The following is a 24,438-nucleotide window of genomic DNA, read 5'->3' on the forward strand; positions in this document are numbered from 1 at the left end:
GAAAAGAGCCCCGTACCGAAGTACGGGGCCAGTTTATTTGTCCAGGTGTGTTGGACAAGGGAGCTTGCGCAAAAGCGTGATCAGATCACGCAGTTGCCTGGTCTTCGCTCATCGAGCGAATAGGGTGTTCCAGCTTATCAACGATCTCCTTTGGCACGATCTGCCAGAAGTGACCGCGTTCACGATCCCAGTTATCAAGGATGGTACGTGCATAACCGCTTTCGGTTTCTGCAACATGCTCCTCGATCAGGGCCCGGCACTGTTCGTCCCAATGCTGGGTTTCAATGCGCTGGTAAAGAATGGAGCCGTCATTGACGACATCGGCGAATGTGTCATTGACGTCGTAGATGAAAGCCATGCCACCGGTCATGCCAGCACCAAAGTTTTCACCGACAGAGCCAAGGATCACAGCCGTACCGCCGGTCATATATTCACAACCGTTCGAACCACAGCCCTCGACAACAACCGTTGCACCGGAGTTACGGACACAGAAACGTTCCCCGGCCTGACCGGCCGCAAACAGTTTCCCGGCCGACGCACCGTAAAGGATGGTGTTGCCGATGATGGTGTTTTCGTTGGTCTTAAGCGGGCTGCTTGGGCGCGGACGCAGAACAATCGTTCCGCCCGAAAGCCCCTTACCGACGTAATCGTTGGCATCGCCCTGAACTTCGATCTTAAGCCCCTGTACGGCGAAAGCACCAAGCGACTGACCGGCCGACCCACGCAGACGCACATGCAAGTGACCCGGTTTCAGGCCGGTCATGCCGTATTTCTGCGTGATCAGGGACGACATCCGCGTACCGATGGCACGCTGGGTATTCTGGATGTTGTACTGCAACTGCATCTTTTCGCCGTCTTCAAGCAGCGGACGGGCATCCTTGATCATCTGGGCATCAAGGGTGTCAGGCACTTCGTTCCGACCAACCGTCGTGCAGAAACGAGCATGACCGCCAGCATCGGCCTGCGCCAGAAGCGGGTTCAAATCAAGGTCAACGAGGTCTTTTGCACCACGGTGAACCTGTTGAAGCAGCTCGGAGCGGCCAATCACATCTTCAAGCTTGTCATAGCCAAGCTCGGCCAGAACGTCTTTGACTTCCTCGGCCATGAAGGTGAACAGATTGACCAGCTTATCTGGCGTACCGACGAATTTCGCCCGCAGCGCCGGGTCCTGCGTACAGACACCCACCGGGCAGGTATTTGAATGGCACTGACGCACCATAATACAGCCAAGTGCGATCAGGGACGCGGTACCGATACCAAACTCCTCAGCCCCCAGCATCGCGCCAATCACCACGTCACGACCGGTTTTAAACCCGCCATCGACGCGCAATTTGACCTTGCTGCGCAGGTTGTTGAGTGTCAGGACCTGGTTGACTTCCGACAGGCCCATTTCCCAAGGAATCCCGGCATATTTGATCGAGGTCTGCGGGCTTGCACCCGTACCACCGTCATAACCGGAAATCAGGATCACGTCGGCTTTGGCCTTGGCCACACCGGCCGCAATCGTGCCAACGCCAGACCGCGATACCAGCTTGACGCAAACCTTACAGCGCGGATTGATCTGTTTGAGGTCATAGATCAACTGTGCCAGATCTTCGATCGAGTAGATATCATGGTGCGGCGGCGGCGAAATCAGGGTCACACCCGGCGTTGCATTACGCAAATGGGCGATTTCGACGGTAACCTTAAAGCCCGGAAGCTGACCACCTTCGCCCGGTTTTGCACCCTGGGCGACCTTGATCTGAATTTCTTCGCAGTTGTTAAGGTATTCCGCCGTCACGCCAAAGCGGCCCGAGGCAACCTGTTTGATCGAGGAGCGCGCATTATCGCCGTTCGCACGGGGGCGGAAACGTTCACGCGATTCACCCCCTTCGCCGGAGTTCGATTTTGCACCGATCCGGTTCATGGCAATCGCAAGGGCCTCGTGCGCCTCGGTCGATAGTGCCCCATGGGACATGCCCGGGGTGACGAACCGCTTGCGGATTTCGGTGATGCTTTCGACCTTGTCCTGATGGACGGCCTTGCGGTCACTGCGGAAATCAAGCAAATCACGAAGATGCAGCGGTTCACGCGACCGCAGACCTTCGGAGAATTTGCGGAACGTGTTGTAGCTGCCGGTGGTAACGGCCGACTGCAACGTATGGATCAGCGGACCGGTCCAGACATGGCGTTCACCCGAACGGCGGTATTTGTACAAACCACCAACCGGCAAGGTCACAACATTACCGTTAAAGGCTTCTTTGTGCTGGGCTATGCAGCGGCGCTGAATCCCTTGCAGGCCAATACCAGAAATGCGCGACGGCATGCCCGGGAAGAATTCCGCCACCAAGGACCGTGACAGACCAATACTTTCGAAGTTATAGCCCCCGCGATAGGAACTGATGATCGAAATGCCCATTTTCGACATGATCTTGAGCAAACCGGCATCAATGGCGGCCTTGAAACGCTGCATAACTTCGACGCTGCCCGCAACATTCGGGAACAGGCCGCGTGCATAGCGATCGAGCAAACCTTCCTGTGCAAGATACGCATTGACCGTGGTCGCGCCAACACCGATCAGAACGGCAAAGTAATGCACATCCATGCATTCCGCCGAGCGAATGTTGAGCGAGATATACGTCCGAAGCGACGTTTTCACCAGATGGCTGTGAACGCCACCGGTCGCCAGAACCATCGGGATGGCCGCACGGGTTTCAGAAATGCCTTCGTCGGTCAGAATGACGTGCAGGGCACCGCCGCGCACGGCTTCTTCGGCTTCGCGCTGAATACGTGAAATCGCTTCACGCAGGGCCATCTTGCCACCATTGATATCAAAGGTGGTGTCAATTTCGACCGCCGTGTCGCCCATATAACCGCGCATCGCGTCATATTCGGCGTTGGTCAGAACCGGACTTTCGAGCTGCAGCAGATCACACTGGCTTTCATCCTCATCAAGGATGTTACCAAGGTTGCCCAAACGGGTTTTCAGGCTCATGACGCGGGCTTCACGAAGGGAATCGATCGGCGGGTTGGTCACCTGCGAGAAGTTCTGACGGAAGAAGTGATGCAAACCACGATACCGATCCGACAGGATCGCAAGCGGGGTATCATCGCCCATCGAACCGATGGCTTCCTTGCCGTCTTCGCCCATCGGATGAAGGATCAGTTCGAGGTCTTCGTGGGTCAGGCCCATTGATTTCTGCAGCCGCAGAAGGTGCTCTTTTTTAATGTGTGCCGGTTCGATGCGGTCAGGCGAAATCAGGTCATCAAGGACCTTGGTCCGACCGACCCATTTCGACCAGTCGCGACGGTTTGCCAGACGGTCTTTGAGCTCACCATCGTGGAACAGCTTGCCTTCTTCAAGGTTGACCGCAATCATCTGTCCCGGGCCGAGGCGGCCTTTTTCAATGCAGCTTTCTTCGTCGATATGCACCATGCCCGCTTCGGAACCGGCAATCAGAAGACCATTGCCCGTTACCGCATAGCGCAGCGGACGCAAACCGTTCCGGTCCGTGCCACCCATCAACCATTTGCCGCCATAGGCAGCCAGGGCTGCCGGGCCGTCCCACGGCTCCATCACGGCATTGCAATAGGCATATAGGTTTTTATAGCTGTCTGGTGTGGAGGCCTTTTTCGACCATGCTTCCGGCACCATCATGGTTTTCACCATCGGCAGGTCACGGCCCGCACGCACCATCAATTCAAACACGGCATCCAAGGCCGCTGAGTCAGATGACCCCGGCTGAATGACCGGCTTGAGGTCATCGATGCTTTCGGCAAACGCGTCATGGGCCATGCGCGCTTCGTGGCTTTTCATCCAGTTGACGTTACCGCGCAGCGTGTTGATCTCGCCGTTGTGGGCCAGAACACGGAACGGCTGTGCCAACGGCCAGCTTGGGAAGGTGTTGGTCGAATAGCGCTGATGATAGACGCAGAAGTTCGAAACGAACCGCTCATCGCGCAGATCCGGATAGAAGGTATCAACGTCTTCGGCCAGGAACATGCCTTTGTAGATCACCGAACGGCACGACATCGAACAGATATAGAAGTCCTTGATCGCTTCGGACAGGACGGCTTTTTCGATGCGACGACGGATGGCATACAGATCGATTTCGAACTGTTCTTCATCAACATCATCACGCACGCCAATCAGGACCTGCTCGATCTCCGGGCGGGTCTGGTTGGCTTTTTCACCAATGACCGAAACATCAACCGGCACCTGACGCCAGCCAAGAATACCATAGCCCTGTTTGAGGATTTCGGTTTCGACAATCGCACGGCAACGTTCCTGTGCGGCCATATCGATACGCGGCAAGAAGACCTGACCAACCGCTATCAGGCTTTCGGGGGCTTCCTGATTGATGACTTTGAGGTATGCCTTGAAGAAATCCTGCGGAATCTGAAGGTGGATGCCTGCGCCATCGCCAGTTTTACCGTCGGCATCAACAGCACCACGGTGCCAGATGGCTTTGAGCGCCTCAATCCCGGCTTCGACAACTTCGCGACGCGGTTTGCCGTCAATCGCCCCGACAAGACCCACGCCACAGTTGGCGTGCTCTTCTGCCGGATCATACATGCCGCTTGCCTCAAGATAGGCAGCGTTCTTTTCAAAGCGGGCGATCTCAACAGCACCCGTTCCTTGTAGTACCTTGTCCTGAACGATTTTGTTCATAACGTCTCTCTCCTCATGCGGCAGCGGGCTTAAGCAGCAGCTTCTTTGCGCGCCAGCAAATATTCATCGATCCGGTCTGCCGCATCACGGCCATCACGGATTGCCCAAACAACAAGCGATGCGCCGCGTGCGATGTCACCAGCAGCAAACACCCCATCAAGATTGGTCATCATCGAGCGGAAATCGATTTTGACCGTTCCCCAACGCGACACGCCAAGTTCCGGCGCATCAAACAGGGTCGGCAAGTCTTCCGGTTCAAACCCAAGAGCGGTAATCACCATGTCGGCATCCATGGTGTAGTTTGATCCCTCGATGATTTCCGGGCTCTGACGTCCGCCAGCATCCGGGGCACCAAGGCGCATTTTAATCGCACGAACACCGGTTACCTTGTCGTCACCAACGAATGCTTCGGGGTTGGTCAACCAGACGAATTCAACGCCTTCTTCTTCGGCATTGGCAACTTCGCGCTGGGAACCCGGCATATTGGCACGGTCACGGCGATACAGACATTTGACCGATTTCGCACCCTGACGGATCGCGGTACGGACACAGTCCATGGCGGTATCACCGCCGCCAATCACGACAACATTCTTGTCCTTGGCGTTCAGTGTTCCGTCTTCATAGGCCGGGACACTGTCCCCAAGTCCATGACGGTTCGATGTGGTCAGATATTCCAGTGCCGGATAGATGTTGGAAAGACCAACGCCCGGCAATTTCAGATCACGCGCCTTGTAAACACCCGTTGCGATCAACACGCTGTCATGTTTGCGGCGCAGGTCTTCAAGCGATGCATCACGGCCTACTTCGAATTCGGTGTGCATGACAACACCCCCTTCTTCGAGCAGTTTGACACGGCGTTCGACAACATCTTTTTCAAGCTTAAAGCCCGGAATACCATACACCAGAAGACCACCCATGCGGTCATACCGGTCATAGATATGGACTTCATATCCTTTAAGGCGCAGCTGTTCAGCCGCAGCCATGCCACCGGGGCCCCCGCCAATGATCCCGACAGACATGCCGTTTTCAGTGGCTGGCTTGGGCGGCTTGACCCAGCCGTTGGCAAAGGCGGTATCGGTAATGTATTTTTCGACAGACCCGATGGTCACAGCCCCATGCGTTGACTGTTCGATCACGCAATTGCCTTCACACAGGCGATCCTGCGGGCAAATACGACCAGTGACTTCCGGCATATTGTTGGTCGCCGCCGAAATGGCATAGGCTTCTTCAAGGCGCCCAGCTGTCGTCAGGCTCAGCCAGTCGGGGATGTTATTATACAACGGACAATGCGCCTGACAGAACGGCACACCGCACTGCGAACAACGCGACGCCTGATCGGCGGCCGAGCTGTCCTCGAAAGGCTCATAAATCTCATCAAAGTCCGTCCGACGCGCGGAGGCATCTCTTTTGTGCGGATATTTTTGTTCTAAATGAACAAATGTCAGCATCTTCTCTGTCATGGCGGCCCTCTGGAAGGGTTTTATGTTGCGGGTTTCGCTTTATATACGTGGCAAATACCCAAGAATCCAGCATTAAATGCACATTAGGTCACCAATACTGACATATATCATACTGCGACGATTCTAAATGCCCAGAGAACCCCTGAGAACTCCCCTGTAATAAAGTTTCATTAGTACCAAAATGGTACTATTAATGCATTTCGCCAAATCGGGCTAAACTGCTATAAGTGATGAGTTTTTGCCGAGAACAGCCATAGAGGCCGGAGTGACGTTACAACATATAATTCTTCTGGCAGTCGTCCAGGGGATCACGGAATTCCTGCCCATCAGTTCTTCGGGACACCTGATCCTTGCCCCTGCCCTGACAGGCGCAGCAGATCAGGGTTTGTTGGTAGATGTATCGGTTCATGTCGGCACACTTGCCGCTGTGTTGATCTATTTCTGGCGTGATGTTTTCGCCATGATCGGCGGAGTCTTCGTTCTTTTGTCCGGTCGGATCAATCCTGGCGCGCGACTCGCACTGCACATCATCCTCGCCACCATCCCGGTTGTCGCGATTGGCTTCTATTTCAAGGTTTCGGGCATCGAGGAACAGATGCGTTCTGTGGCAGTCATTGCCTGGACGACACTTGGCTTCGGGATTGTACTGTGGATTGCCGATAAGATCGGCATGACCATCAACCGTCTTGAGCACATGCGCTGGGGCGGTGCCTTGTTTATCGGCATGGCGCAGGTTCTTGCCCTTGTTCCAGGGACAAGCCGGTCGGGCATCACCATGACAGCGGCGCGCTTCATGGGCTATGAGCGATCTGACGCAGCGCAGTTTTCTATGCTGTTGTCGATCCCGGTAATTCTGGGTGCTGGCCTTCTGGCAGGTATCGATTTGCAGCAATCAGGCGACATGGCCCTGACCCGAGACGTGTTTCTGGCGGCTGGCCTATCGTTCATCACAGCCCTGATTGCCATTGCAGTTCTGATGAACTGGTTGAAACGGTCGACTTTCACGCCGTTTGCCATTTATCGAATTCTTCTGGGTGGCGGTTTGCTTGTCTGGGTTTACGTGTATGACCAAGCTCCGATCAGCCTTGGTTTTCTGAACTAACCACGACAAAGCCCTTACCAATGTATATGCGTCCGCTTAATCCGATTGCCGATGGTCCGGCACTGCATGCGATTTTTGGAAATCCAGATTGCTGCACGTGGCTGCCTGATCCTGCTTTTCCAGATGTCACAACCACCATTGCCAAATTGAAATCCTGGACCGACGGTTTCGAGGCAACATCATGGGCCATCGCACAGACCGAAGATGGTCCAGCTGTTGGGCGGATCTCGCTTTATAACATCGGTCGTGATCCGAATGTATGGGAAGCGGCCTGCATGGTTGCACCGGCGGCACGCGGACAAAACTTTGCTGCACGCGGATTGTCTTATGCGATTGGCTTCTTGTTTGCGACGACAACGGCACGGCGTGTGTATGCCGATATTGACCCGGACAATCACGCGTCCCTAAAAACGTTTGAGAAGCTGGGATTTACGCGCGAAGGGCAACTTCGCGGTGAATGGGAAACCCATATTGGCATACGTGACTCGGTTATTTACGGGTTACTGCGAACCGATCCGCGCCCCGATATCACGCCACATCCATCCATCAGTGCCTGACACCGGCTTCAAGGCCGATCAGTCCTGCCAGATCGGTCCACCAGACAGAACAAGTTGCGCACGGGCCGGGTCTTCGGGGGCATAATCAGACAAATCAACAAAGCGCATCAGGAATGGCTCGTGAGACAGTAAAAAGTCAAGCACGCCAAGCTGCACTTCGTTTGTCGCAATGCCCTTACGCAGGTCATCAAGCCCCATGCCGGTTTGCGCCAAAAGCCCCTGCAACAGTTCTTCATCACCGGCGATATGCGCCACGGCCTGAATGGCGAGTGTTTCAGCTGCGTCCTTATTCATGGTGTTTCCCACCCAACAGGGTCATTTAAACCAGTTTGCCTTGGCCATTGCCCGCCAGATCACAAGCCCGGCGATAACAATCACGCCTGCGGCAATACCACCCAGACCGTTTCCCGCCAATAAAACAAGTCCCCAAAAGCCAACCGTGCCAAAACCAATCGCCAGACTAAGGAATGCCGATTTGGTCAGAGTGTCCTGATTTTTCTGGGCCGCTTCGGCGCGCTTGATTTCATCGACAACTTCATACCAAGCCAGTTGCTGCCAACGGGAATATTTAAGTCCCTTACTGGGTCCTTTACGCAAGAACTCATCGAGCTGTTTGACGATATTGGCCGCACGCTCCTCGGGAACGACATATTTGCCGATCCGCTCTTTCTTGCGTGGTCCTTCGTCTTCTTTATCGATCATGTTCAATGGGTCACTTCCATCATTGGGCACACCTGCAGCTTTCCCTTGTTCATATGCCCAACCGATTTAAATCCGGTAAACCAAATCAAACTGTGCATCTCGTCACAGCCCGCCGCGCATTTTCCGATCCAAGAGTCCTTGCGACATCGGATAATTTTTCGAACACCATGCCATTTACATTCCGGGCGCGAAAACAATTACTTGGCAACAAAGTCGCAGATCAGCGCACTTTTTTAGGTACCTTGCGCCTAAAAACTTCTGCTGATCGGGCATACATACAGTTCTTCTCACATTTTCATGGACCAGCAGATGATCCGCCTTCTTCACCGATTACGGTTTCTGCTATTTGCCTTGCCGATGGCCCCTGTTAGCGCATTTGCGGATGGCGAAGATATCATTGCGGCCTGCAGCCCGTGGCCGCCCTATGTCGTTGATGGGGAAAAGCCCGGTGGTATTCTTGTTGAGTATGTCGAGGACCTGTTGCAGGGCTTTGGCTATTCGGTTCGCATCAACGTCTTTCCCTGGAAACGCGCCATAGAAGCCGCACGCAGCGGCAATGTCGACGTCATATTTTGCGCCGAAGAGGGGCAGGCAAAGACCTACGGCCTGGAATACGAGTTTCCCATCCTGATCAGCGATACAGTTCTGCTGTCACACCGCGACGATCCATTGGAAGCATCGCAGGTTTGGCACCATCGCATCGCACTTGGTGCAGGATACTGGTATGGGGATGCGTTTGAAAGTCGCCGTCAAGACGTCGACATCATTGAGGTCGTCGATGATCTGACGATCCTGCGCATGGTCGCAAGCAACCGTGCGGATGGTGGGCTGATGGAAAAGGCGGTCTTAGACACCCTGCTTCACACCTACCCGGAACTTGCCGAGATGATACACGTCAGTTCCGAGCCGATTACGACGCAAACCTTCTATTTTGCGACGTCACCGGCAACGCAAATAGACATTCGCCACCTTCGCCAGCACATCACAAAAAGCCGTCCGAAACCGATCATCCAACAGGTCAATTCGAACGCGCTTTAACTGTGCAGTAAATGCTTTGATGTGCTGAGCATACGAGATGCCAACAATCAGGTCAGGATGCGAACAATGCTGTCGCGGCAATAATGCCAAAAGCAACCAGATGAATCATCTTAGTCTCCTGTTTCAACCAAGGTTGAAGCCCCAATACCGACAGTCGGCATCGGGCTCACAATTCAATCTATGGGTTAAAACGGGTTATTTCGTGGCAGTGCCGCATCCGCCACATCGCCCATGGCCGAGGAACCCAGAAATTTGTTTATTCGTAATTTGGGATGATGGTGCGGGCGGCCGGACTTGAACCGGCAAAGTCTTTAGGACCGGCGGATTTTAAGTCCGCTGCGTTTACCAATTTCGCCACGCCCGCAACGCGCGACATCCGGCTTTGGAACCGGCAGATCAGGGTTCTAGCGCGGCTTTGACGTTGGTGCAACATCCTATTGCTGCATTTGGTGGTGGTTGTTGAATTTGATCCTTTTCCATCCTTGCACCTGATGTCAATGCGGCATGATTGCCTGCCTTTCTCCATATTAGGTGCACATTTCATCGCCAGCATGCAGCGTACCGGTAATTACAACGCGCTGACACATATGCACAGGCCCTTGCCAACTGTCCTGATTGCTTCGGTGTGCCTGGCTTCGACGGCCTTGTATTTGCACCGTAGTGGCATAGCTGAATTTGTTCCTCTGGCTTTGGCCGGAAACAGTGGCGCGCGCCCCGACACCCCCATTTTACGCAGTGAAACCTTGAACCGGGCCAATAATCGGCGACGTCATATGAACCGGCTTTACGATAAAATGGACGAGGACCTTTATGACAGCACGCTTGGACCGTTGATGCTCGACGATTCGATCCCGGCCGAGGCCCAACCGGCAACGGCACTTGAACTTGGTACAGGAGATGAGACTACTCTAGAAGCATTCGGAGGCCGGGCGGCTTTACGGTCGCTGGCCCAAAAAATTGATTTTGACAGTGCTGCCGGTACCTTCCCAACACAATCACGCTCCGCAAGTGTGCCGCTGAGCATATGGGTTGTCGGCAATCAGGCCGATATTGAAAACCGGATCGCCGGTACAGGATATGACCCCGGATTGAGCGGCGACACCGTTTCGATTGATAGCGGGGTCGACTATCTGGTGGCCGATGGTTTGGTGCTGGGTCTTGGCGTTGGCTGGGGCAGTACGGCTGGCGAGTCTGGTGCACGGCAGTTGGAATATCGCGAAAGCAATCTGGCAGTTTCACCCTATTTCGTGGCGCGCATGACCGATTGGCTTAATCTGCGCGGCAGTGTCAGCTTTGGCGAAAGCACCATCAGCCAATCTGCTATTGGCACAGGGCCCGACACTCTTCGTTATGCCGAAGCACTTGAAAGCACCACAATTTCAAACTCCATCGGGTTTGGCTCGGAATATGAATTTGGCAGCCTGCCACTTACAGTTCAGCTTGACGGCGACATGATCACCGCACGTGAAAATGTCAAATCTGCGCGCGCAACCGACGGCAGCATGATCCCGGAAAACACCGCCTACACCCAGCTATTTGATGCGGTTGCCGAAGCCCGCTATCGCATATCGATGGGAAACCATCGGATTATTCCCTTTGCCGGGCAGGAAGAAACCATTGCGATGATGAATCAGGATTATGGTCGCAGTGGATCAACCCGATATTTTGCCGGCAGCGAATATATCTATGACCCGATGAACTTTGGCATGAGCATTCAGGGCTTCCGCGAACGGGCAACAGATAGTGAAGTGCTGGAAGGAATTCGTTCTGAATTCTCCATGACCGAAGAATTGCCCCGTGGCTATGGCACGTTAAGCCCCTATATCAACACGGAAAGTACCAACATCTATCTTGAAACAGGCGGCGGGTTGACCCACGAATGGGGCAAATTCCCCGGTCAGGTCAGTTTTGAAATGCGTCGGAAATTCACATATGAAGTCCAGCACAGTGACTATTCCGGCCTCGTCACTGTCGATTTCAAATTCTAGGTTCTGAACTCAATTGAGTGTTTAGAGAATCGCTGATTGCGGCTGTGACAGGCATCTAGCTATTGGCGAGGATCAATCTGGCAGGTAGGGTGCAGACCTGAGTATACAAACGCCAATTCCAGCAGGTTTGCGCATGACCACGCCCGATATCAAAACCCCTGACGACACGGGCACAGATGCCCTGACGCCGCCGGTCTTTGATCGAGAATTTCAAAGGCAGTTTATCGATCTTTTGCTTTGGCGGCGGGACGTGCGGCGGTTTCGCACCGACCCGATCCCAAAAGACGATATTGACGGATTGATCAAGGAAGCCTGCCTTGCCCCGTCAGTTGGCAATTGTCAGCCGTGGCGCTTTGTAAAGGTCAATGACACAACGCGTCGCAAAGCCATCCGCGACAGTTTTGAGCGCGCCAATCAGGAAGCGCTTAACGAGTATCACGGTGAACGCGCCAAGCTTTATGCATCCCTTAAACTACAGGGCATGGATCAGGCACCGGTGCAGCTTGCGGTTTTTGCCGATGAACAGACCGAAGCTGGCATGGGGTTGGGTCGCAAAACCATGCCCGAGATGCTTGATTATTCGGCTGTGGCCGCCGTACAGCTCTTGTGGCTGGCAGCACGGGTCAAGGGGATCGGTGTTGGCTGGGTGTCCATCCTCGAACCCAAAACCGTTCAGGAAACGCTTGAAGTGCCTGAACACTGGCGCCTGATTGCCTATCTTTGTATCGGCTATCCGGAAGAAGACCATGTTGTCCCTGAACTGGTCCGCGAAGGTTGGCAGGACCGCATTGATCCCAGTGCCCTCACCCTCGAACGTTAAAGCCAACGGCGTTCCCACACACAGCCGCACACAACACAATAACCACGCACAAGGAATATCAGGATGTCTGCCGACAAAGACCAACCACAAAACCCCGAGCAGCCCGAAAAGAAAACGCTGTCTAATGCAATCTATTTCAAGATTATGGGCTATTTGCTCACGGCAGGCTGGGTTGGGTTTATCCTTGCGATAACTGGCGGCGACACCACACATCCAATGTTTGATTATATCTTTGTCGTGCCGCTGGCAGGCTGGATCATCGGCATGATCGTCGCGCGTGTTATTCGGTCAAAAACCGGTGCGGATCGTCCCTGAGCAACAACCAAGACCGCAAGAAACAAAGGCGCCGTCATGTGGCGCCTTTTCCATGTCCGGATAATGTCGCGTTGCAGGACTTAGTCATCATCGCGTTGGCGGGTACGTTCATCGCGGTATCGATCATCATCGGAAAAACTCCCCAGCCCCATAATTCCCATGCCCATGCTGATCCCGCCAAAGGTGATGAACAGGCCAAAGAACAGCAGAAAGATGAAGATCGGCGCGTCGCGTGATGCCATCGCCAGCCTGTAAATCCCGCCGACATCAAAAAACAGCACCAGACAGCCAAACACAAGCGCACCAAATCCGCCATAGGCGGTATGCTCGATCAGAAATTTAATGATCAAACGGCCTTCACGCGCAGCTTTGCTGTTGCGTGGATCATCTTGCGGAGTGTTTCTGTCGTCTGAGGACGTCATTGGCGCGAACCCCTAAGCGGAAATCAAACCAAGCTTACCCGTTCTGAACCCTTGGAGCCTTGATGAAAAACAATCAGGCCGACACTTCGCCGGTATCTTCGATGACATCACGTCCCTGATCGGTGATCGTGGTTCGGATCCGTTCAGAAGCCTGATTGACCTCATCAGCATTTTCACCGCGCACAACCAAGGTTGTCCCAAGCTTGCCTTCACGCAGGAACGGATAGGAACCGATATCGGTGTTGGGAAAGTCGCCCTGAATTTCACCCAGAACCTTGGCAATTGTGCCTTCGGGGATATAGCCACCGACCGAGCGCGACACCATCGGGCGTCCGCCGACCAGCTGGTGCTTAATGCCCTGGAACATTGCCTGCATGATCATCGGCACGCCCGCCATGACATAGACGTTTTCCATGCGAAAACCGGGTGCCTTTGAAATCGGATTATCAATCAGCTCTGCCCCGATGGGCACATGCGCCATGCGCAAACGGGCCGCGTTCAAATCTTCGGGGTTCTCGTAATGGCTTTTCAACAGCGCGTGCGCATCGGCATTGAGTTCAATCGGAACCCCAAATGCCTTGGCGACACATTCGGATGTGATGTCGTCATGGGTCGGACCGATCCCGCCGGTGGTAAAGACGTAATCAAACGCGGCCCGACATTCATTGACGGTATTGATGATGGTTTGTTCGATATCGGGGATAACCCGCGTTTCGGCCAGTCGCACGCCAAGGATATTAAGTTCTTCGGCCAGATACGGCAGGTTCTTGTCATGGGTTCGCCCCGACAGGATTTCATTGCCGATAATGATCAGACAGGCGCGCACCGGATCAGACATGATATCCCCACAACTTCATTCATATTTGTTCGTATCAAGCGATACGTATTCAAGCCGCAAACGGCTCAGAGAAAATCGCGTAACATTGCCACAAGCGGCACATCAGCCGGCGGCATCGGGTAATCCCCCAAACGCACCGGACGCACCCATTTGACCTGCTGATTTTCCATCGGCGTGATGTCGCCTTTCCACACCCGACACAGATAAAGCGGCATCATCAGATGAAAATCATCATAGGTGAAGGACGCGAATGTAAACGGCGCAAGGCAGCTTTCGGTAATGTCGATGCCAAGCTCTTCTTTAAGTTCACGCACAAGCGCCATTTCCGGCGTTTCGCCCGCTTCAACCTTGCCACCGGGAAATTCCCAAAGGCCGGCCATGGATTTGCCTTCAGGGCGCTGGGCAATCAAAACGCGGTGGTCCGCGTCCACCAATGCCACCGCACTGACAAACACTGTTTTTTCGGGGGTTTTGCCCTGGCGCAGGTCAACCGACATGCAGCCCTTATCTTGTTGTTGTATGCTCATCATCCTGTTTTATCGCGCAAGTCCGATTTCGCCAAGGGGCGCATGATCTTATTTACCGTCAGGATCAAGGATTTGCAAAAGGGCGGCCTGATCTGCGGCTGAAATTGTTGTATTTCCCGGTAAATCGTCGCGCCCCAGAAGGTAATCACGCCCCGAAAACCCTAAATCATCGGTCGCACTACGTTCGGCCCCGGCCTTGATTAGAACTTTCACAATCTCAATCGCCCCGGATGCGGCGGCGTAATGAAGGGCGGCACGTTGACCATGCCGGGGATAAAGCCATTCATCGCCGGGGTCGGTACGCGCGGCAACATCGGCACCATGATCCAGCAACCATTTAACCGCTGTCAAACTGCCGCGCTGTGCGGCTGCCATCAATGCAGTTTTGCCAAATCCGTTACGGGCTTCAACATCGTCGAAATACCCGTTTGCGCGTAACACATCGAGGCTTTCCGGGCGGGGGACCGCGATATGAAGCAACGGATCAATCCCGGCATAGGCGGCACAGTTTTCAAACAGATCACCGTCCTGCCCGGCGTGCTGTTGGGCAACTTTTTCAATATCGGTAAGCGGGCGATCATCGACCAACATCACCCGCAAGGAATTTAGCGGAACCGCCGTATCGCAATCAGCACCATAGACGACGCTAAACAATGTGTTGCGCGCAATTTCCGTTGCCGTTTCACGATCTTTCCCGTTTGACTGCCAATAGGAAATCAGTGCTTTACGGGTCGTGGAAAGCACACGGGTAATGGCGTTGAAAACATCGCGGTTCGCCCACGAAAGATAAGACCAGACTTCAAATGGTTTACGGGGTCCGGGCGGGGCAGGCAACAACGCATCCGGATCAAGCATGGCGATTTGCATACCCCATTGCTGAGCAGCGGCCTGCGCGAAGCGAATGCTTCCCTGATTGGGGCCAAACATATCGCCCGTCGCACCGTCGGCGACATACATATAGCTGCTTAATGCGTCGATCGGATAATCGGCAACTTCACCCCGCCCCCAAACGCAGCCTGATCGCGGCATGAAATTGTCACGGTTACCGCCAACCATCGGGGCCGTCACATCCAGCAATTCCGGCTTTTTCTGTAGAACCGCGCAAGGTATGGCGTAGAAGGCAGAATGCGTATTGGCAAAACCCGTACTCGACGCCAAGACGATGGTTGGCTCCAAACTCAGTGCAGTGCCATCGAAGACCACGGTTGGCCCGACCACCGCGCGCATGTATCCATCGGTTAAGGGTGCGACAGCCTGATCAATTTTGGTTTGCAATGCCTGAATATCGCTGGTTCGCGCCGGGCTATCGTCCTTAAAGGCAAATAGAAACAACATCCGATCCAGCAGCCCGACAGCATCATCGCGCTTGTTGACCATACGTTCGGCGACATCGGGGTGTTCGCCCATATTGGCAATGGCTGCCTCATAGGCTGTATCATTTGCACTTTCACCGGTACTTTCAGTGGCGAATACGACCGATGACGACGCAACTGCAAACAGCATCGAAAATACTGCCGATATCACCCGTGATGTCTTAATCAAGCCTTGCGCGTCCTGCACAGCCTATTCCCTTGAAAATGAAAGCAATCCCTATGAGCAGTAGCTACGTATAGGGTATTACATTTCAGTCAACAGCATCTGCTTTATGGTGATAATGCGTATACTCAAACTAACCGCAAATGCCCTGATTGCCGCCCTGTTCCTAGCAGGTTGCGACAAACTTTCCGCCTTTAATCAGCTTCAGGCAGGTGATTATCAACCGACCTTCACCGATCTGGCCTATGGTGAAGCACCGCGCCATAAGCTTGATCTGTATCTTCCAAATGATGGCAGCGCGCCCGCACCACTGATTGTCTGGTTTTATGGTGGGTCGTGGGATGCTGGAAACAAGGCGCAATACGCCTTTGTCGCCAAACGTTTCACCGAGATGGGCTATGCGGTTGCCATCCCCGACTACCGACTCGTACCCGATGTGCATTTTCCAAAATTCATCGAAGATTGCGCACGGGCCGTGGCCTTCATGAAAGATTTTGGCAAACGGAACCCCAGCAAGATCGCTGCTGGCCCGATGATCCTTGCGGGTCACTCGGCCGGTGCATACAACGCCGTTCAGCTCGTCGCCGATCCCGATTATCTGCGCGCGGTTGAGATGAATGCCAGTGACATTGCCGGGATCATCGGCCTGTCTGGTCCGTATGATTTTTATCCCTATGACGTCAAAGCAACCCAGAATGCCTTTGGCGACACGCCAGCAGTTAAAAGTCAGCCGGTCGAGATGGACCTGACACACATGCCGCCACTGCTCTTGATCACAGGAACCCACGATCATACGGTTTATCCGCGCAATTCACGTAACATGGCCAAATTGGCCCCGGACACCAAGCTGGTTGAGATCCCCGAGACCGGTCATGCCGGAACATTAATCGCGCTGGGGTTCTATCTGACAACCAATGAAGTTATTATTCGGGAAATCAAAAGGTTTTTAAGACAAAAAACTTAGATGCTGCATACCCAGGCCTTAACGTCCATCCAACCACACACAGGCAATTCATCTATGTTCTTAGCAAAGTAGTCAAACTGCTTATCAACCATATCAGCAACAGAGCCTTCAACTGCCGCACTGTCATTCTTACGACGCAAAACACCTACGCCGTGATCAATTTTGGCAATTTTGAAGTCGAGGTTTCTTGATCGTACCAAGTCGAACGCGATTTTCCAGCAGTCGCCAGTCCAACTGTCTTGCAACATTGGAACATGGTGTTCTTTCCATGTTCTTGGCAACAGATCATGAAATGCTATCCAGCCACCTGGCTTCAGGAAATTTAATGCATTTATGGTATCTCTACGAACTTGTTCGTATTCATGCAGGCCATCAATGAACACAACATCAAACATCTCTTTGTTTTGTTCAAAAAAGGCGTCACTCGTCATTCTATGAGTTCCGCCGCTAGCTGGATCAACGCCAGTTTTCTTATCGGCAAAAACCGAATCAAATAGCGCATTCCCAAAACAGCCTATCTCAAGATAGGAAACATCCGGACCACCCGTCTTTGAAATCAGCATGTTCACCAGAGAAATACGATTGTAATTGGTTTCTTTCCAGTCCCAATCAAACTCAACATCACATGCGTTGTGTGCAAATTCCTTAAGAAGCTTGCTACGGTTGTTTTTCACCTTCAGTTTCGCAATTTCCTTACGAATCCCCATGTCCCCGCCCTTGTCTTCTCTGAATTTTCATTGATTCAACAACTATCAAGTTCACGACCCAATCCAATCAGCCAAGCTGACCGTGGCAATGTTTGTATTTTTTGCCCGAACCACATGGGCAGAGCTGATTACGGGCAACACGGCCCCACGTCGCTGGATTGTTGGGGTCAACATTTCCGGCTGTCTGACGTGACTGCACCGTGGCACCGTCATCACCGCCTTCGGCATGGTCGGCAAGGTTTTCGTGCATTTCCTGCTGCGTGCGGCGCGGCTCAAGGTCTTCTTCACGCGGCGTGCTTTGCAATTCAACATGCGACAGCATCTGTGTCACACGTTCACGCAAAGTTACCAGCATGCCTTCGAACATGTTAAACGCTTCGCGCTTGAACTCATTGAGCGGGTCACGCTGACCATAGGCGCGCAGACCAATGCCCTGACGCAGATGATCAAGTGCCAGAAGATGATCTTTCCAAGTCTGATCCAGAAGCTGAAGTATCAGACTTTTTTCGACCTGACGCATGATATCGGCACCATAATTGGCAACCTTTGCCGCCATTTTATCGTCCGCAGCCTTACTAATCCGTTCGCGCATGACTTCAGGATCGATGCCTTCTTCCTTAACCCAATCAGAAATCGGCAGATTGAGGCCCAGAAGACGCGTGACTTCTTCGTGCAGGCTGGCAACTTCCCACTGCTCGGGATAGACTTTTACCGGACAGAATTTTTCGACCATGTCTTCGATGACTTCTGCACGCATATCGGCAACGTCTTCGGCAACATGTTTGGCCTGCATCAAATCACGGCGCTGTTCGTAAACGACCTTACGCTGGTCATTCATGACATCATCGAATTTCAGCACGTTTTTACGAATGTCAAAGTTACGGCCTTCGACTTTCTGCTGTGCCTTTTCGAGCGCCTTGTTGATCCACGGGTGATAGATCGCCTCACCTTCCTGCAGACCAAGTTTCTGAAGCATGCCGTCCATACGTTCAGACCCGAAAATGCGCATCAGGTCATCTTCAAGCGACAGGAAGAATTTCGACCCGCCCGGATCACCCTGACGGCCTGAACGACCACGCAACTGGTTATCCACACGACGCGATTCATGGCGTTCAGTCCCAATGACGAACAAGCCACCAGCATCAAGAACTTTTTGCTGATCGGTTTTGACTTCGGCTTTGATCTTTTCAATCGCAGCAGCCCGTTTGGCTTCGTCAGTGACATCGGCCAATTCATGCTCGACGCGCATCTCAACGTTACCACCAAGCTTAATGTCGGTCCCACGACCGGCCATGTTGGTTGCAATCGTAATGGCACCCGGCGCACCTGCCTGGGCAACAATAAGGGCTTCGCGTTCATGCTGCTTGGCATTGAGAACTTCGTGCGGAATTTTCTTTTCCTTAAGAAGCGCGCCCAGAATTTCGGACTTCTCAATCGACACCGTCCCGACAAGGGCAGGTTGGCCGCGCTGATGACAATCGGCCAGCAGTTCGGAAATCGCGATCCACTTTTCATTTGCAGTGCGATAAATCTCGTCATCGGCGTCTTTACGCGCAATCGGGCGATGGGTTGGGATTTCGACGACCTTAAGTTCGTAGATTTCCTCGAACTCCTCGGCCTCGGTAATGGCCGTACCGGTCATGCCCGCAAGGGTTGGATACAGACGGAAATAGTTCTGGAACGTAATCGACGCCAAGGTCTGGTTTTCGTTCTGGATCTTGACCTGTTCCTTGGCCTCAAGTGCCTGATGCAAGCCATCGGAATACCGGCGACCTTCCATCATACGACCGGTAAATTCATCAATGATAACGACCTTGTCGTCCTTGACGATGTAGTCGGTGTCTTTCTGGAACAGCTTATGCGCACGCAGGGCCAGATTGACGTGATGGACAAGGTGAACGTTGGCAACGTCATACAGCGTGCCCTCGGTCAGGATTCCCATTTCACCAAGAAGACGTTCGGCATTTTCCGTGCCGTCTTCTGTCAGGGTAACCGCGCGGGCTTTTTCGTCTTTCTCATAATCTTCTTCGGTCAGTTTCGGGATCAGCGCGTCAATGGCGCGATACAGCTCCGAACTGTCCTCGGCGGGACCGGAAATAATCAACGGGGTGCGGGCTTCGTCAATCAGGATGCTGTCAACTTCATCGACGATCGCAAAGTTGAACGGACGTTGCACCATGTCTTCGAGGCGGAATTTCATATTATCGCGCAGATAATCGAAACCAAGCTCGTTGTTGGTCGCATAGGTAATGTCACAGGCATATGCCGAACGGCGCATATCATCGGTCATGCCATGCATGACCACGCCGACCGTCAAACCAAGGAAGCCATAAACTTCGCCCATCCATTCCGCATCGCGACGGGCCAGATAGTCGTTCACCGTGACAACATGAACGCCCTTGCCTTCGATGGCATTCAGATAAACCGGCAAAGTCGAAACGAGCGTTTTACCCTCACCGGTTTTCATCTCGGCGATTTTACCGGATGTCAAAACCATGCCGCCAAGCAGCTGAACATCATAATGACGTTCGCCGCGCACACGTTTGGCAGCTTCACGAACCGTCGCGAAGCTATCGGGCAAAATGTCCTTGAGAAGTCTCGCCATTCTTCAGACGTTCGCGCAGCCAGTCAGTGCGGGCGCGCAGTTCATCGTCTGAGAGTTTCTCGACTTCGGGTTCCAGGGCATTGATTTGCTCGACCGTGGCATGCAGGACTTTGACTTCACGATCGTTAGCAGAACCGAAAATTTTCCGGGCGATGGAGCCGAGCATTAATACGTTCCTGAACAAATGAATAAACAGATATAGAGCAGCGACCACAGGCCGGGGCTCGATCACAGATAGAACCCTGCCCGCCATCTGTCAACGGAACGAACCAATATCGCTAATGTTATGGCTGGTTTTAGCCAGTTCTGGGCGAAAATTTCGCCCTTTCACCCCAAAATCAGGCCTGACTTTTGCCTTTGGAACCCCTGCAATCTGTTGCAAAACAACGTCTGACGGCTTGCTGCTTGAGAATCTAAAAAAAACAACGTATAATTTCAGTTCAATTTTAATCTGCATGAGCAAGTAGCTCATTTTCGACGCGCCGGTTCAGTACGCCCTGTCTTTTTGGACTTGTCACCTGCACCTGACCGTCAAGAAATCCTCAGGAGGAGGAAATGGTCGATTTTTCCGCGCTTAATCCATTTCGACAAGGGCAATCTGCCCTGCAGGATGCGCGTCAGCAGTTTACAAAACCCGGCACCGAAACCCAGCAGGATGCTGCGCAGACCAATACCAACGCGCGACAGCGGGTCGATCCGGTTGCTCTTTCTGATGATGCGCTGGCCGCGCATAACAATTCGGCACAGCTGGCCCCGGCCAGTGGTAAGGGGCTTTCAACCAAGCCGCTGACCACCGACGAGCTGTTTGAACGCGCACTCGACGTATCGCTTGAGCTTGTCCGCGGCAGCGTCGAAGAAATGTTTCAGCTTTCGGGAATGACCGAAGACGACGCCATTGCCGCCACCGATGCCATGTTTAACGGCATTCGCGACGCGGCAAAAGGCGAAGACCAATTTGAATTTTCCTTTGATCAGGCCATCGCAAGTCATAGCCGCACGGCAATTTCATACGCCGGGGCCAATGGTTCGGCCGTTGGTACGTCCGAGTCTGCGATGATGGCAGTGCAGTCGCTTGATATCAGCATCAATAACGAAACCGGCGAGTTTTCGTTTAACTATCAGGCCTCCAAGATTGAAGTCGTCCGCACCGAAGCCATTGCCATTGGCAACAGCATGGGGGCAGCCCTTGGCGCCCTTGGTGCGGTGATGGATGGTCTTGGCGGTGGTTCGCTGGTCGATGTCCTTGGCAATCCAGCCAATGCCGAAAATGGCGGACTTCTGTTTGACATGTCAGATAACGGCGTTGCTGACTTTATCCGCGAGCTGATGAACGCAACGGTTGGCACGGATGGCAATGGTCAAGACGGTGAAAACGCCGATGGGACTTCCGGCGAAGCGGCGTCTGGTCAGGCACTGGCCGCCGAACGCATGGCCGCACTCAACGCGCAGATCACCGAACAGTTCATGGAACAGGCAACCCTGATTGTCCGTGGCATTGACCAGTCCGCACCAGACGATGGTACGGGCAAGCCGCAGCTTAACCTGACGGTTGATGTGTTGATGCCGATGGGCCGTTTTGGTCAGGACGATAATGGTGCGACCTTCTCGTTCCCGACCGGTGAAACCGTTCCCGTCCTTGATCCAACCCAACAACAAGACGTTCAGGCCTAAAGAACAGGAAGTTCTGACTTAATCAATCGTTCGGGATGCCGCATATGTCGGCATCCCCAGCCCTTCAGGAAGGAGGCGCTGATATGTTCGAGCACACCACTTTTAACACTCCGTCTTTTAACACTCCGTCAACATCGCAAACGGCGACACTGAATGCCGCGGCACAAAGTGCTGTTGGTGCAAATGTACCAGATATGTCGAACTCGGCAAATGGCGGCAGCAGGAATGATCGGGCGCGTGAACGCGCAATTGCCGATCAAATTGATTTGAGCATCGAGGCCAGCAAGCGCCTCGAAGAAGCCATTTCCGCATTCCGACAGCCCGTATTTCAGGTCGATACAAACCCACTTGATGCGTTTAATGCCTTAAAACCGGCCTTGTCCGAGGCACAAACACGCCTGAACCGTGATGCATTTATCGTTCTTGCCATGATGGGCATCCCACCCGCAAAGGCCCGCGAAATTGCCAATGCCATGACCGGTGGGTCGCTCGAAGATGTTGCTCTTTCGGGCGCGAATGGGTCGGGGGCAACCATCACGGCCAAGGAACTTGCCCTAAATGTTTCGGGCAGTACGGCCCAGATTGATGTCAGTGCGTTTCGTGTCATGTCGCAAAGAACTGAGATTGATCTCACTCAAATTGAAAGCCGGTTTTCAAGCATTGGCAGCACAGCCAATATTTCTATTTCCGAATTCCGTGCTCAGATTGATCTCATCCGTATCGACATCGCACAGGCCTTTCAGCAAGACCCACTTATCCTTGATCTTGACGGCAATGGCATCGACATCACCAATCTGCAGGACGGTCAACAGTTTGACATTGATGGCGATGGCAACATTGATCAAACCGCATGGATCCGCGGCAATGACGCACTTCTTGCCCTTGATCGCAATAAAGACGGCAAAATCAATAACGGCACCGAATTGTTTGGTGATCAAAACGGGGCCGCAGACGGCTTTGCCGAACTGGCCAAATTTGATGACAATCAGGACGGAAAGATTGATGCCAATGACGCCGTTTTCAGCGCATTAATTTTGCTGCGCGCCAATGGTGAACAGGCAACCCTGATGGACGAAGGCATCACATCAATTTCACTCTCCATGATCACGCCCATTGATCAGCGCCTTATCGGGGGCGATCTGGTCGCAACGTCGCACTTCACCCGCGACGATGGCAGCATTGCCACCGTTGGCGAAGTTCTTTTTGATGTAAAAGCCTGATACCCACCCTTGGTCACCTCGCCCACCCGTGCCACCCAGCGGGTCGATCTGGCTTGTTTGAAATTTCATACAACTGCCGCACGATACTGCGTTCATCGCCCAAAACGGCTATCTGATTTGGCGACGACTGACTAAGCTTGACCTTTCATAGCTCCCCTCAACACCACATAATGAAACGCAAAGATAAGCGTTTCATATTTTGGACAGAATGCTTTGCGAAAAACCGCAGTCGCCACGGGGAAGCCTTGTGCAATAAAGCCTTATGTGATTTACCCGTGGGGAGAGGCGATGGGGGTATCCCCCCTTTGAAATCAAAGTCTGGAGAAACTATGCTGCGCAGAACCCTTTTTGCCGCGTCACTGGCATCCGTTATTTTTGCTTCCCCTGTCATGGCACAGGACGCTGCACCGGCCGAAGATCCGGTCCTTGCGACTGTCAATGGTGAAGAAATCCTGGAATCTGAAGTTCGCGCGACCCAAGCGGGTCTGCCGCAACAGTATCAACAGCTTCCGTTTGAAATGCTTAAACCGACACTCGTTGATCGCGAAATCAATCAGCGTTTGCTGATGATCGCAGGCCGTGATGCCGGTCTTGCCGATGACGAAGAAGTCAAAGCACGCGTTGATGCACTTGAACGCCGCGTCATTGCCGAAACGTTCCTTGATCGTGAAATCGCAAAATCGGCAAGCGAAGATGCCATCAAAGAACAATACGAAGAATTCCTGAAAACCAACGAGCCAGAACCGCAGGTTCACGCCCGTCACATCCTGCTTGAGAACGAAGAAGACGCCAAAGCCATCATCACCGAACTTGATGACGGTGCGGATTTCGCCGAACTCGCCAAGGAAAAATCGACCGGCCCATCCGGCCCGAACGGCGGTGATCTTGGCTTCTTTGGCAGTGCCGACATGGTCGCACCATTTGCTGAAGCAGCCTTTGCCATGGAGCCAGGCACCTACAGCAAAGAACCGGTTCAGACCCAGTTTGGCTGGCATGTGATCATGGTTGAAGAGAAAAAAGAAGGCACCCAGCCGTCGCTTGAAGAAGTTCGTCAGCAGATGGTTGGTGAACTGACCCGCAAGGCAATTGATGATCTTGTTGAAAACCTGCGTGCGGATGCAGACATCGTCAACAATGCTCCGATGCCAACCGAAGGCGATGCGCCAGCAAAAGAAACCAAAGAATAAACTGATGCGGGCTTTGCCCATCAGGTTTCTGATGCAAACAGGTTCCAAACGGGGCGAGGCACATTGCTTCGCCCCGTTTTTTTTCAAGATAATGTCCCGTTCTGTTTCTTGCTTTTCACCACCATTGA

At 53.2% G+C, this 24,438-nt stretch carries 20 protein-coding genes, 1 tRNA gene and 1 pseudogene; 10 read left to right on the forward strand and 12 right to left on the reverse strand.

Features of this window, described 5'->3' with window-relative positions; all coding sequences use genetic code 11:
• Positions 1-85: 85 nt before the first annotated feature.
• Positions 86-4,651 carry a glutamate synthase large subunit gene (gene gltB, locus AC0VXT_RS17980; protein WP_475546506.1) on the reverse strand — a complete coding sequence of 1,522 codons (4,566 nt, stop codon included), beginning with the start codon at positions 4,649-4,651 and terminating at the stop codon, positions 86-88.
• 29 nt (positions 4,652-4,680) lie between these two features.
• Positions 4,681-6,111 (reverse strand): NAD(P)-dependent oxidoreductase, encoded by a 1,431-nt coding sequence (locus tag AC0VXT_RS17985; protein WP_475546507.1) that lies wholly within the window; start codon positions 6,109-6,111, stop codon positions 4,681-4,683.
• 265 nt (positions 6,112-6,376) lie between these two features.
• On the opposite strand from AC0VXT_RS17985, the gene AC0VXT_RS17990 reads away from it, so the two are divergent.
• The gene (locus AC0VXT_RS17990; protein WP_475546508.1) at positions 6,377-7,213 is read left to right on the forward strand and encodes an undecaprenyl-diphosphate phosphatase; all 837 of its coding nucleotides are present in this window, start codon (positions 6,377-6,379) and stop codon (positions 7,211-7,213) included.
• A 20-nt stretch (positions 7,214-7,233) separates the two neighbouring features.
• Complete coding sequence (locus AC0VXT_RS17995) at positions 7,234-7,770, forward strand: GNAT family N-acetyltransferase (RefSeq protein WP_475546509.1); 537 nt, start codon at positions 7,234-7,236, stop codon at positions 7,768-7,770.
• An 18-nt stretch (positions 7,771-7,788) separates the two neighbouring features.
• Here AC0VXT_RS17995 and AC0VXT_RS18000 read toward each other — a convergent pair whose 3' ends face one another.
• Positions 7,789-8,064: a DUF3572 domain-containing protein gene (locus tag AC0VXT_RS18000; protein WP_022730912.1), complete on the reverse strand. Its 276-nt coding sequence runs from the start codon at positions 8,062-8,064 to the stop codon at positions 7,789-7,791.
• A gap of 21 nt (positions 8,065-8,085) precedes the next feature.
• The gene (locus AC0VXT_RS18005; RefSeq protein ID WP_240626263.1) at positions 8,086-8,472 is read right to left on the reverse strand and encodes a hypothetical protein; all 387 of its coding nucleotides are present in this window, start codon (positions 8,470-8,472) and stop codon (positions 8,086-8,088) included.
• A gap of 309 nt (positions 8,473-8,781) precedes the next feature.
• On the opposite strand from AC0VXT_RS18005, the gene AC0VXT_RS18010 reads away from it, so the two are divergent.
• Positions 8,782-9,510, forward strand: a complete 729-nt coding sequence (locus AC0VXT_RS18010) for a substrate-binding periplasmic protein (protein ID WP_475546510.1) — start codon at positions 8,782-8,784, stop codon at positions 9,508-9,510.
• Between the two features lie 276 nt (positions 9,511-9,786).
• Here AC0VXT_RS18010 and AC0VXT_RS18015 read toward each other — a convergent pair.
• Positions 9,787-9,874 (reverse strand) — tRNA-Leu (locus AC0VXT_RS18015).
• Positions 9,875-10,283: 409 nt separating this feature from the next.
• On the opposite strand from AC0VXT_RS18015, the gene AC0VXT_RS18020 reads away from it, so the two are divergent.
• The 3 genes from AC0VXT_RS18020 to AC0VXT_RS18030 all read left to right on the forward strand — a co-directional run bounded on the left by AC0VXT_RS18020 (position 10,284) and on the right by AC0VXT_RS18030 (position 12,633).
• Complete coding sequence (locus tag AC0VXT_RS18020) at positions 10,284-11,498, forward strand: autotransporter domain-containing protein (protein WP_475546511.1); 1,215 nt, start codon at positions 10,284-10,286, stop codon at positions 11,496-11,498.
• 133 nt (positions 11,499-11,631) lie between these two features.
• A complete protein-coding gene (gene bluB / locus AC0VXT_RS18025) occupies positions 11,632-12,318 on the forward strand; it encodes a 5,6-dimethylbenzimidazole synthase (protein ID WP_022730907.1) in 687 nt (228 codons plus the stop codon).
• 63 nt (positions 12,319-12,381) lie between these two features.
• Positions 12,382-12,633 (forward strand): hypothetical protein, encoded by a 252-nt coding sequence (locus tag AC0VXT_RS18030; protein WP_276653236.1) that lies wholly within the window; start codon positions 12,382-12,384, stop codon positions 12,631-12,633.
• Positions 12,634-12,713: 80 nt separating this feature from the next.
• On the opposite strand, the gene AC0VXT_RS18035 is transcribed toward AC0VXT_RS18030, so the two are convergent.
• The 4 genes from AC0VXT_RS18035 to AC0VXT_RS18050 form a co-directional block, all read right to left on the reverse strand.
• Entirely contained in the window at positions 12,714-13,055 is a 342-nt protein-coding gene (locus tag AC0VXT_RS18035) for a hypothetical protein (protein WP_475546512.1), read from the reverse strand.
• A 73-nt stretch (positions 13,056-13,128) separates the two neighbouring features.
• The gene (locus AC0VXT_RS18040) at positions 13,129-13,893 is read right to left on the reverse strand and encodes a competence/damage-inducible protein A (protein ID WP_475546513.1); all 765 of its coding nucleotides are present in this window, start codon (positions 13,891-13,893) and stop codon (positions 13,129-13,131) included.
• Positions 13,894-13,958: 65 nt separating this feature from the next.
• A complete protein-coding gene (gene mutT, locus AC0VXT_RS18045; RefSeq protein ID WP_101298861.1) occupies positions 13,959-14,390 on the reverse strand; it encodes an 8-oxo-dGTP diphosphatase MutT in 432 nt (143 codons plus the stop codon).
• Between the two features lie 78 nt (positions 14,391-14,468).
• Positions 14,469-15,962 (reverse strand): ankyrin repeat domain-containing protein, encoded by a 1,494-nt coding sequence (locus AC0VXT_RS18050; RefSeq protein ID WP_475546514.1) that lies wholly within the window; start codon positions 15,960-15,962, stop codon positions 14,469-14,471.
• Positions 15,963-16,074: 112 nt separating this feature from the next.
• On the opposite strand from AC0VXT_RS18050, the gene AC0VXT_RS18055 reads away from it, so the two are divergent.
• Positions 16,075-16,920: an alpha/beta hydrolase gene (locus AC0VXT_RS18055; RefSeq protein ID WP_475546515.1), complete on the forward strand. Its 846-nt coding sequence runs from the start codon at positions 16,075-16,077 to the stop codon at positions 16,918-16,920.
• Here AC0VXT_RS18055 and AC0VXT_RS18060 read toward each other — a convergent pair.
• The 3 genes and pseudogenes from AC0VXT_RS18060 to AC0VXT_RS18070 form a co-directional block, all read right to left on the reverse strand.
• Positions 16,917-17,627: a class I SAM-dependent methyltransferase gene (locus AC0VXT_RS18060; protein ID WP_475546516.1), complete on the reverse strand. Its 711-nt coding sequence runs from the start codon at positions 17,625-17,627 to the stop codon at positions 16,917-16,919. The two genes, AC0VXT_RS18055 and AC0VXT_RS18060, sit on opposite strands and share 4 nt — an antisense overlap.
• A gap of 67 nt (positions 17,628-17,694) precedes the next feature.
• Positions 17,695-20,398 (reverse strand): annotated as a pseudogene (gene secA / locus AC0VXT_RS18065) (preprotein translocase subunit SecA).
• A gap of 90 nt (positions 20,399-20,488) precedes the next feature.
• Positions 20,489-20,704: a hypothetical protein gene (locus tag AC0VXT_RS18070; RefSeq protein ID WP_475546517.1), complete on the reverse strand. Its 216-nt coding sequence runs from the start codon at positions 20,702-20,704 to the stop codon at positions 20,489-20,491.
• Positions 20,705-20,787: 83 nt separating this feature from the next.
• On the opposite strand from AC0VXT_RS18070, the gene AC0VXT_RS18075 reads away from it, so the two are divergent.
• From AC0VXT_RS18075 to AC0VXT_RS18085, 3 genes are all read left to right on the forward strand, one after another.
• Positions 20,788-21,903: a hypothetical protein gene (locus tag AC0VXT_RS18075; RefSeq protein ID WP_475546518.1), complete on the forward strand. Its 1,116-nt coding sequence runs from the start codon at positions 20,788-20,790 to the stop codon at positions 21,901-21,903.
• A 44-nt stretch (positions 21,904-21,947) separates the two neighbouring features.
• Positions 21,948-23,123, forward strand: a complete 1,176-nt coding sequence (locus AC0VXT_RS18080; protein WP_475546519.1) for an EF-hand domain-containing protein — start codon at positions 21,948-21,950, stop codon at positions 23,121-23,123.
• 329 nt (positions 23,124-23,452) lie between these two features.
• A complete protein-coding gene (locus tag AC0VXT_RS18085; protein WP_475546520.1) occupies positions 23,453-24,310 on the forward strand; it encodes a peptidylprolyl isomerase in 858 nt (285 codons plus the stop codon).
• Positions 24,311-24,438 lie beyond the last annotated feature (128 nt).

The organism is Thalassospira sp. Z349TD_5, assembly GCF_056173045.1.

Bases quoted from the DNA above. Each gene is read 5' to 3' on its own strand.
- gltB (WP_475546506.1), bottom strand. From the start codon at position 4,651: ATGAACAAAATCGTTCAGGACAAGGTACTACAAGGAACGGGTGCTGTT.
- AC0VXT_RS17985 (WP_475546507.1), bottom strand. From the start codon at position 6,111: ATGACAGAGAAGATGCTGACATTTGTTCATTTAGAACAAAAATATCCG.
- AC0VXT_RS17995 (WP_475546509.1), top strand. From the start codon at position 7,234: ATGTATATGCGTCCGCTTAATCCGATTGCCGATGGTCCGGCACTGCAT.
- AC0VXT_RS18000 (WP_022730912.1), bottom strand. From the start codon at position 8,064: ATGAATAAGGACGCAGCTGAAACACTCGCCATTCAGGCCGTGGCGCAT.
- AC0VXT_RS18005 (WP_240626263.1), bottom strand. From the start codon at position 8,472: ATGATCGATAAAGAAGACGAAGGACCACGCAAGAAAGAGCGGATCGGC.
- AC0VXT_RS18010 (WP_475546510.1), top strand. From the start codon at position 8,782: ATGATCCGCCTTCTTCACCGATTACGGTTTCTGCTATTTGCCTTGCCG.
- AC0VXT_RS18020 (WP_475546511.1), top strand. From the start codon at position 10,284: ATGAACCGGCTTTACGATAAAATGGACGAGGACCTTTATGACAGCACG.
- bluB (WP_022730907.1), top strand. From the start codon at position 11,632: ATGACCACGCCCGATATCAAAACCCCTGACGACACGGGCACAGATGCC.
- AC0VXT_RS18030 (WP_276653236.1), top strand. From the start codon at position 12,382: ATGTCTGCCGACAAAGACCAACCACAAAACCCCGAGCAGCCCGAAAAG.
- AC0VXT_RS18035 (WP_475546512.1), bottom strand. From the start codon at position 13,055: ATGACGTCCTCAGACGACAGAAACACTCCGCAAGATGATCCACGCAAC.
- AC0VXT_RS18040 (WP_475546513.1), bottom strand. From the start codon at position 13,893: ATGTCTGATCCGGTGCGCGCCTGTCTGATCATTATCGGCAATGAAATC.
- mutT (WP_101298861.1), bottom strand. From the start codon at position 14,390: ATGTCGGTTGACCTGCGCCAGGGCAAAACCCCCGAAAAAACAGTGTTT.
- AC0VXT_RS18055 (WP_475546515.1), top strand. From the start codon at position 16,075: ATGCGTATACTCAAACTAACCGCAAATGCCCTGATTGCCGCCCTGTTC.
- AC0VXT_RS18060 (WP_475546516.1), bottom strand. From the start codon at position 17,627: ATGGGGATTCGTAAGGAAATTGCGAAACTGAAGGTGAAAAACAACCGT.
- AC0VXT_RS18070 (WP_475546517.1), bottom strand. From the start codon at position 20,704: ATGAGCTACTTGCTCATGCAGATTAAAATTGAACTGAAATTATACGTT.
- AC0VXT_RS18075 (WP_475546518.1), top strand. From the start codon at position 20,788: ATGGTCGATTTTTCCGCGCTTAATCCATTTCGACAAGGGCAATCTGCC.
- AC0VXT_RS18080 (WP_475546519.1), top strand. From the start codon at position 21,948: ATGTCGGCATCCCCAGCCCTTCAGGAAGGAGGCGCTGATATGTTCGAG.
- AC0VXT_RS18085 (WP_475546520.1), top strand. From the start codon at position 23,453: ATGCTGCGCAGAACCCTTTTTGCCGCGTCACTGGCATCCGTTATTTTT.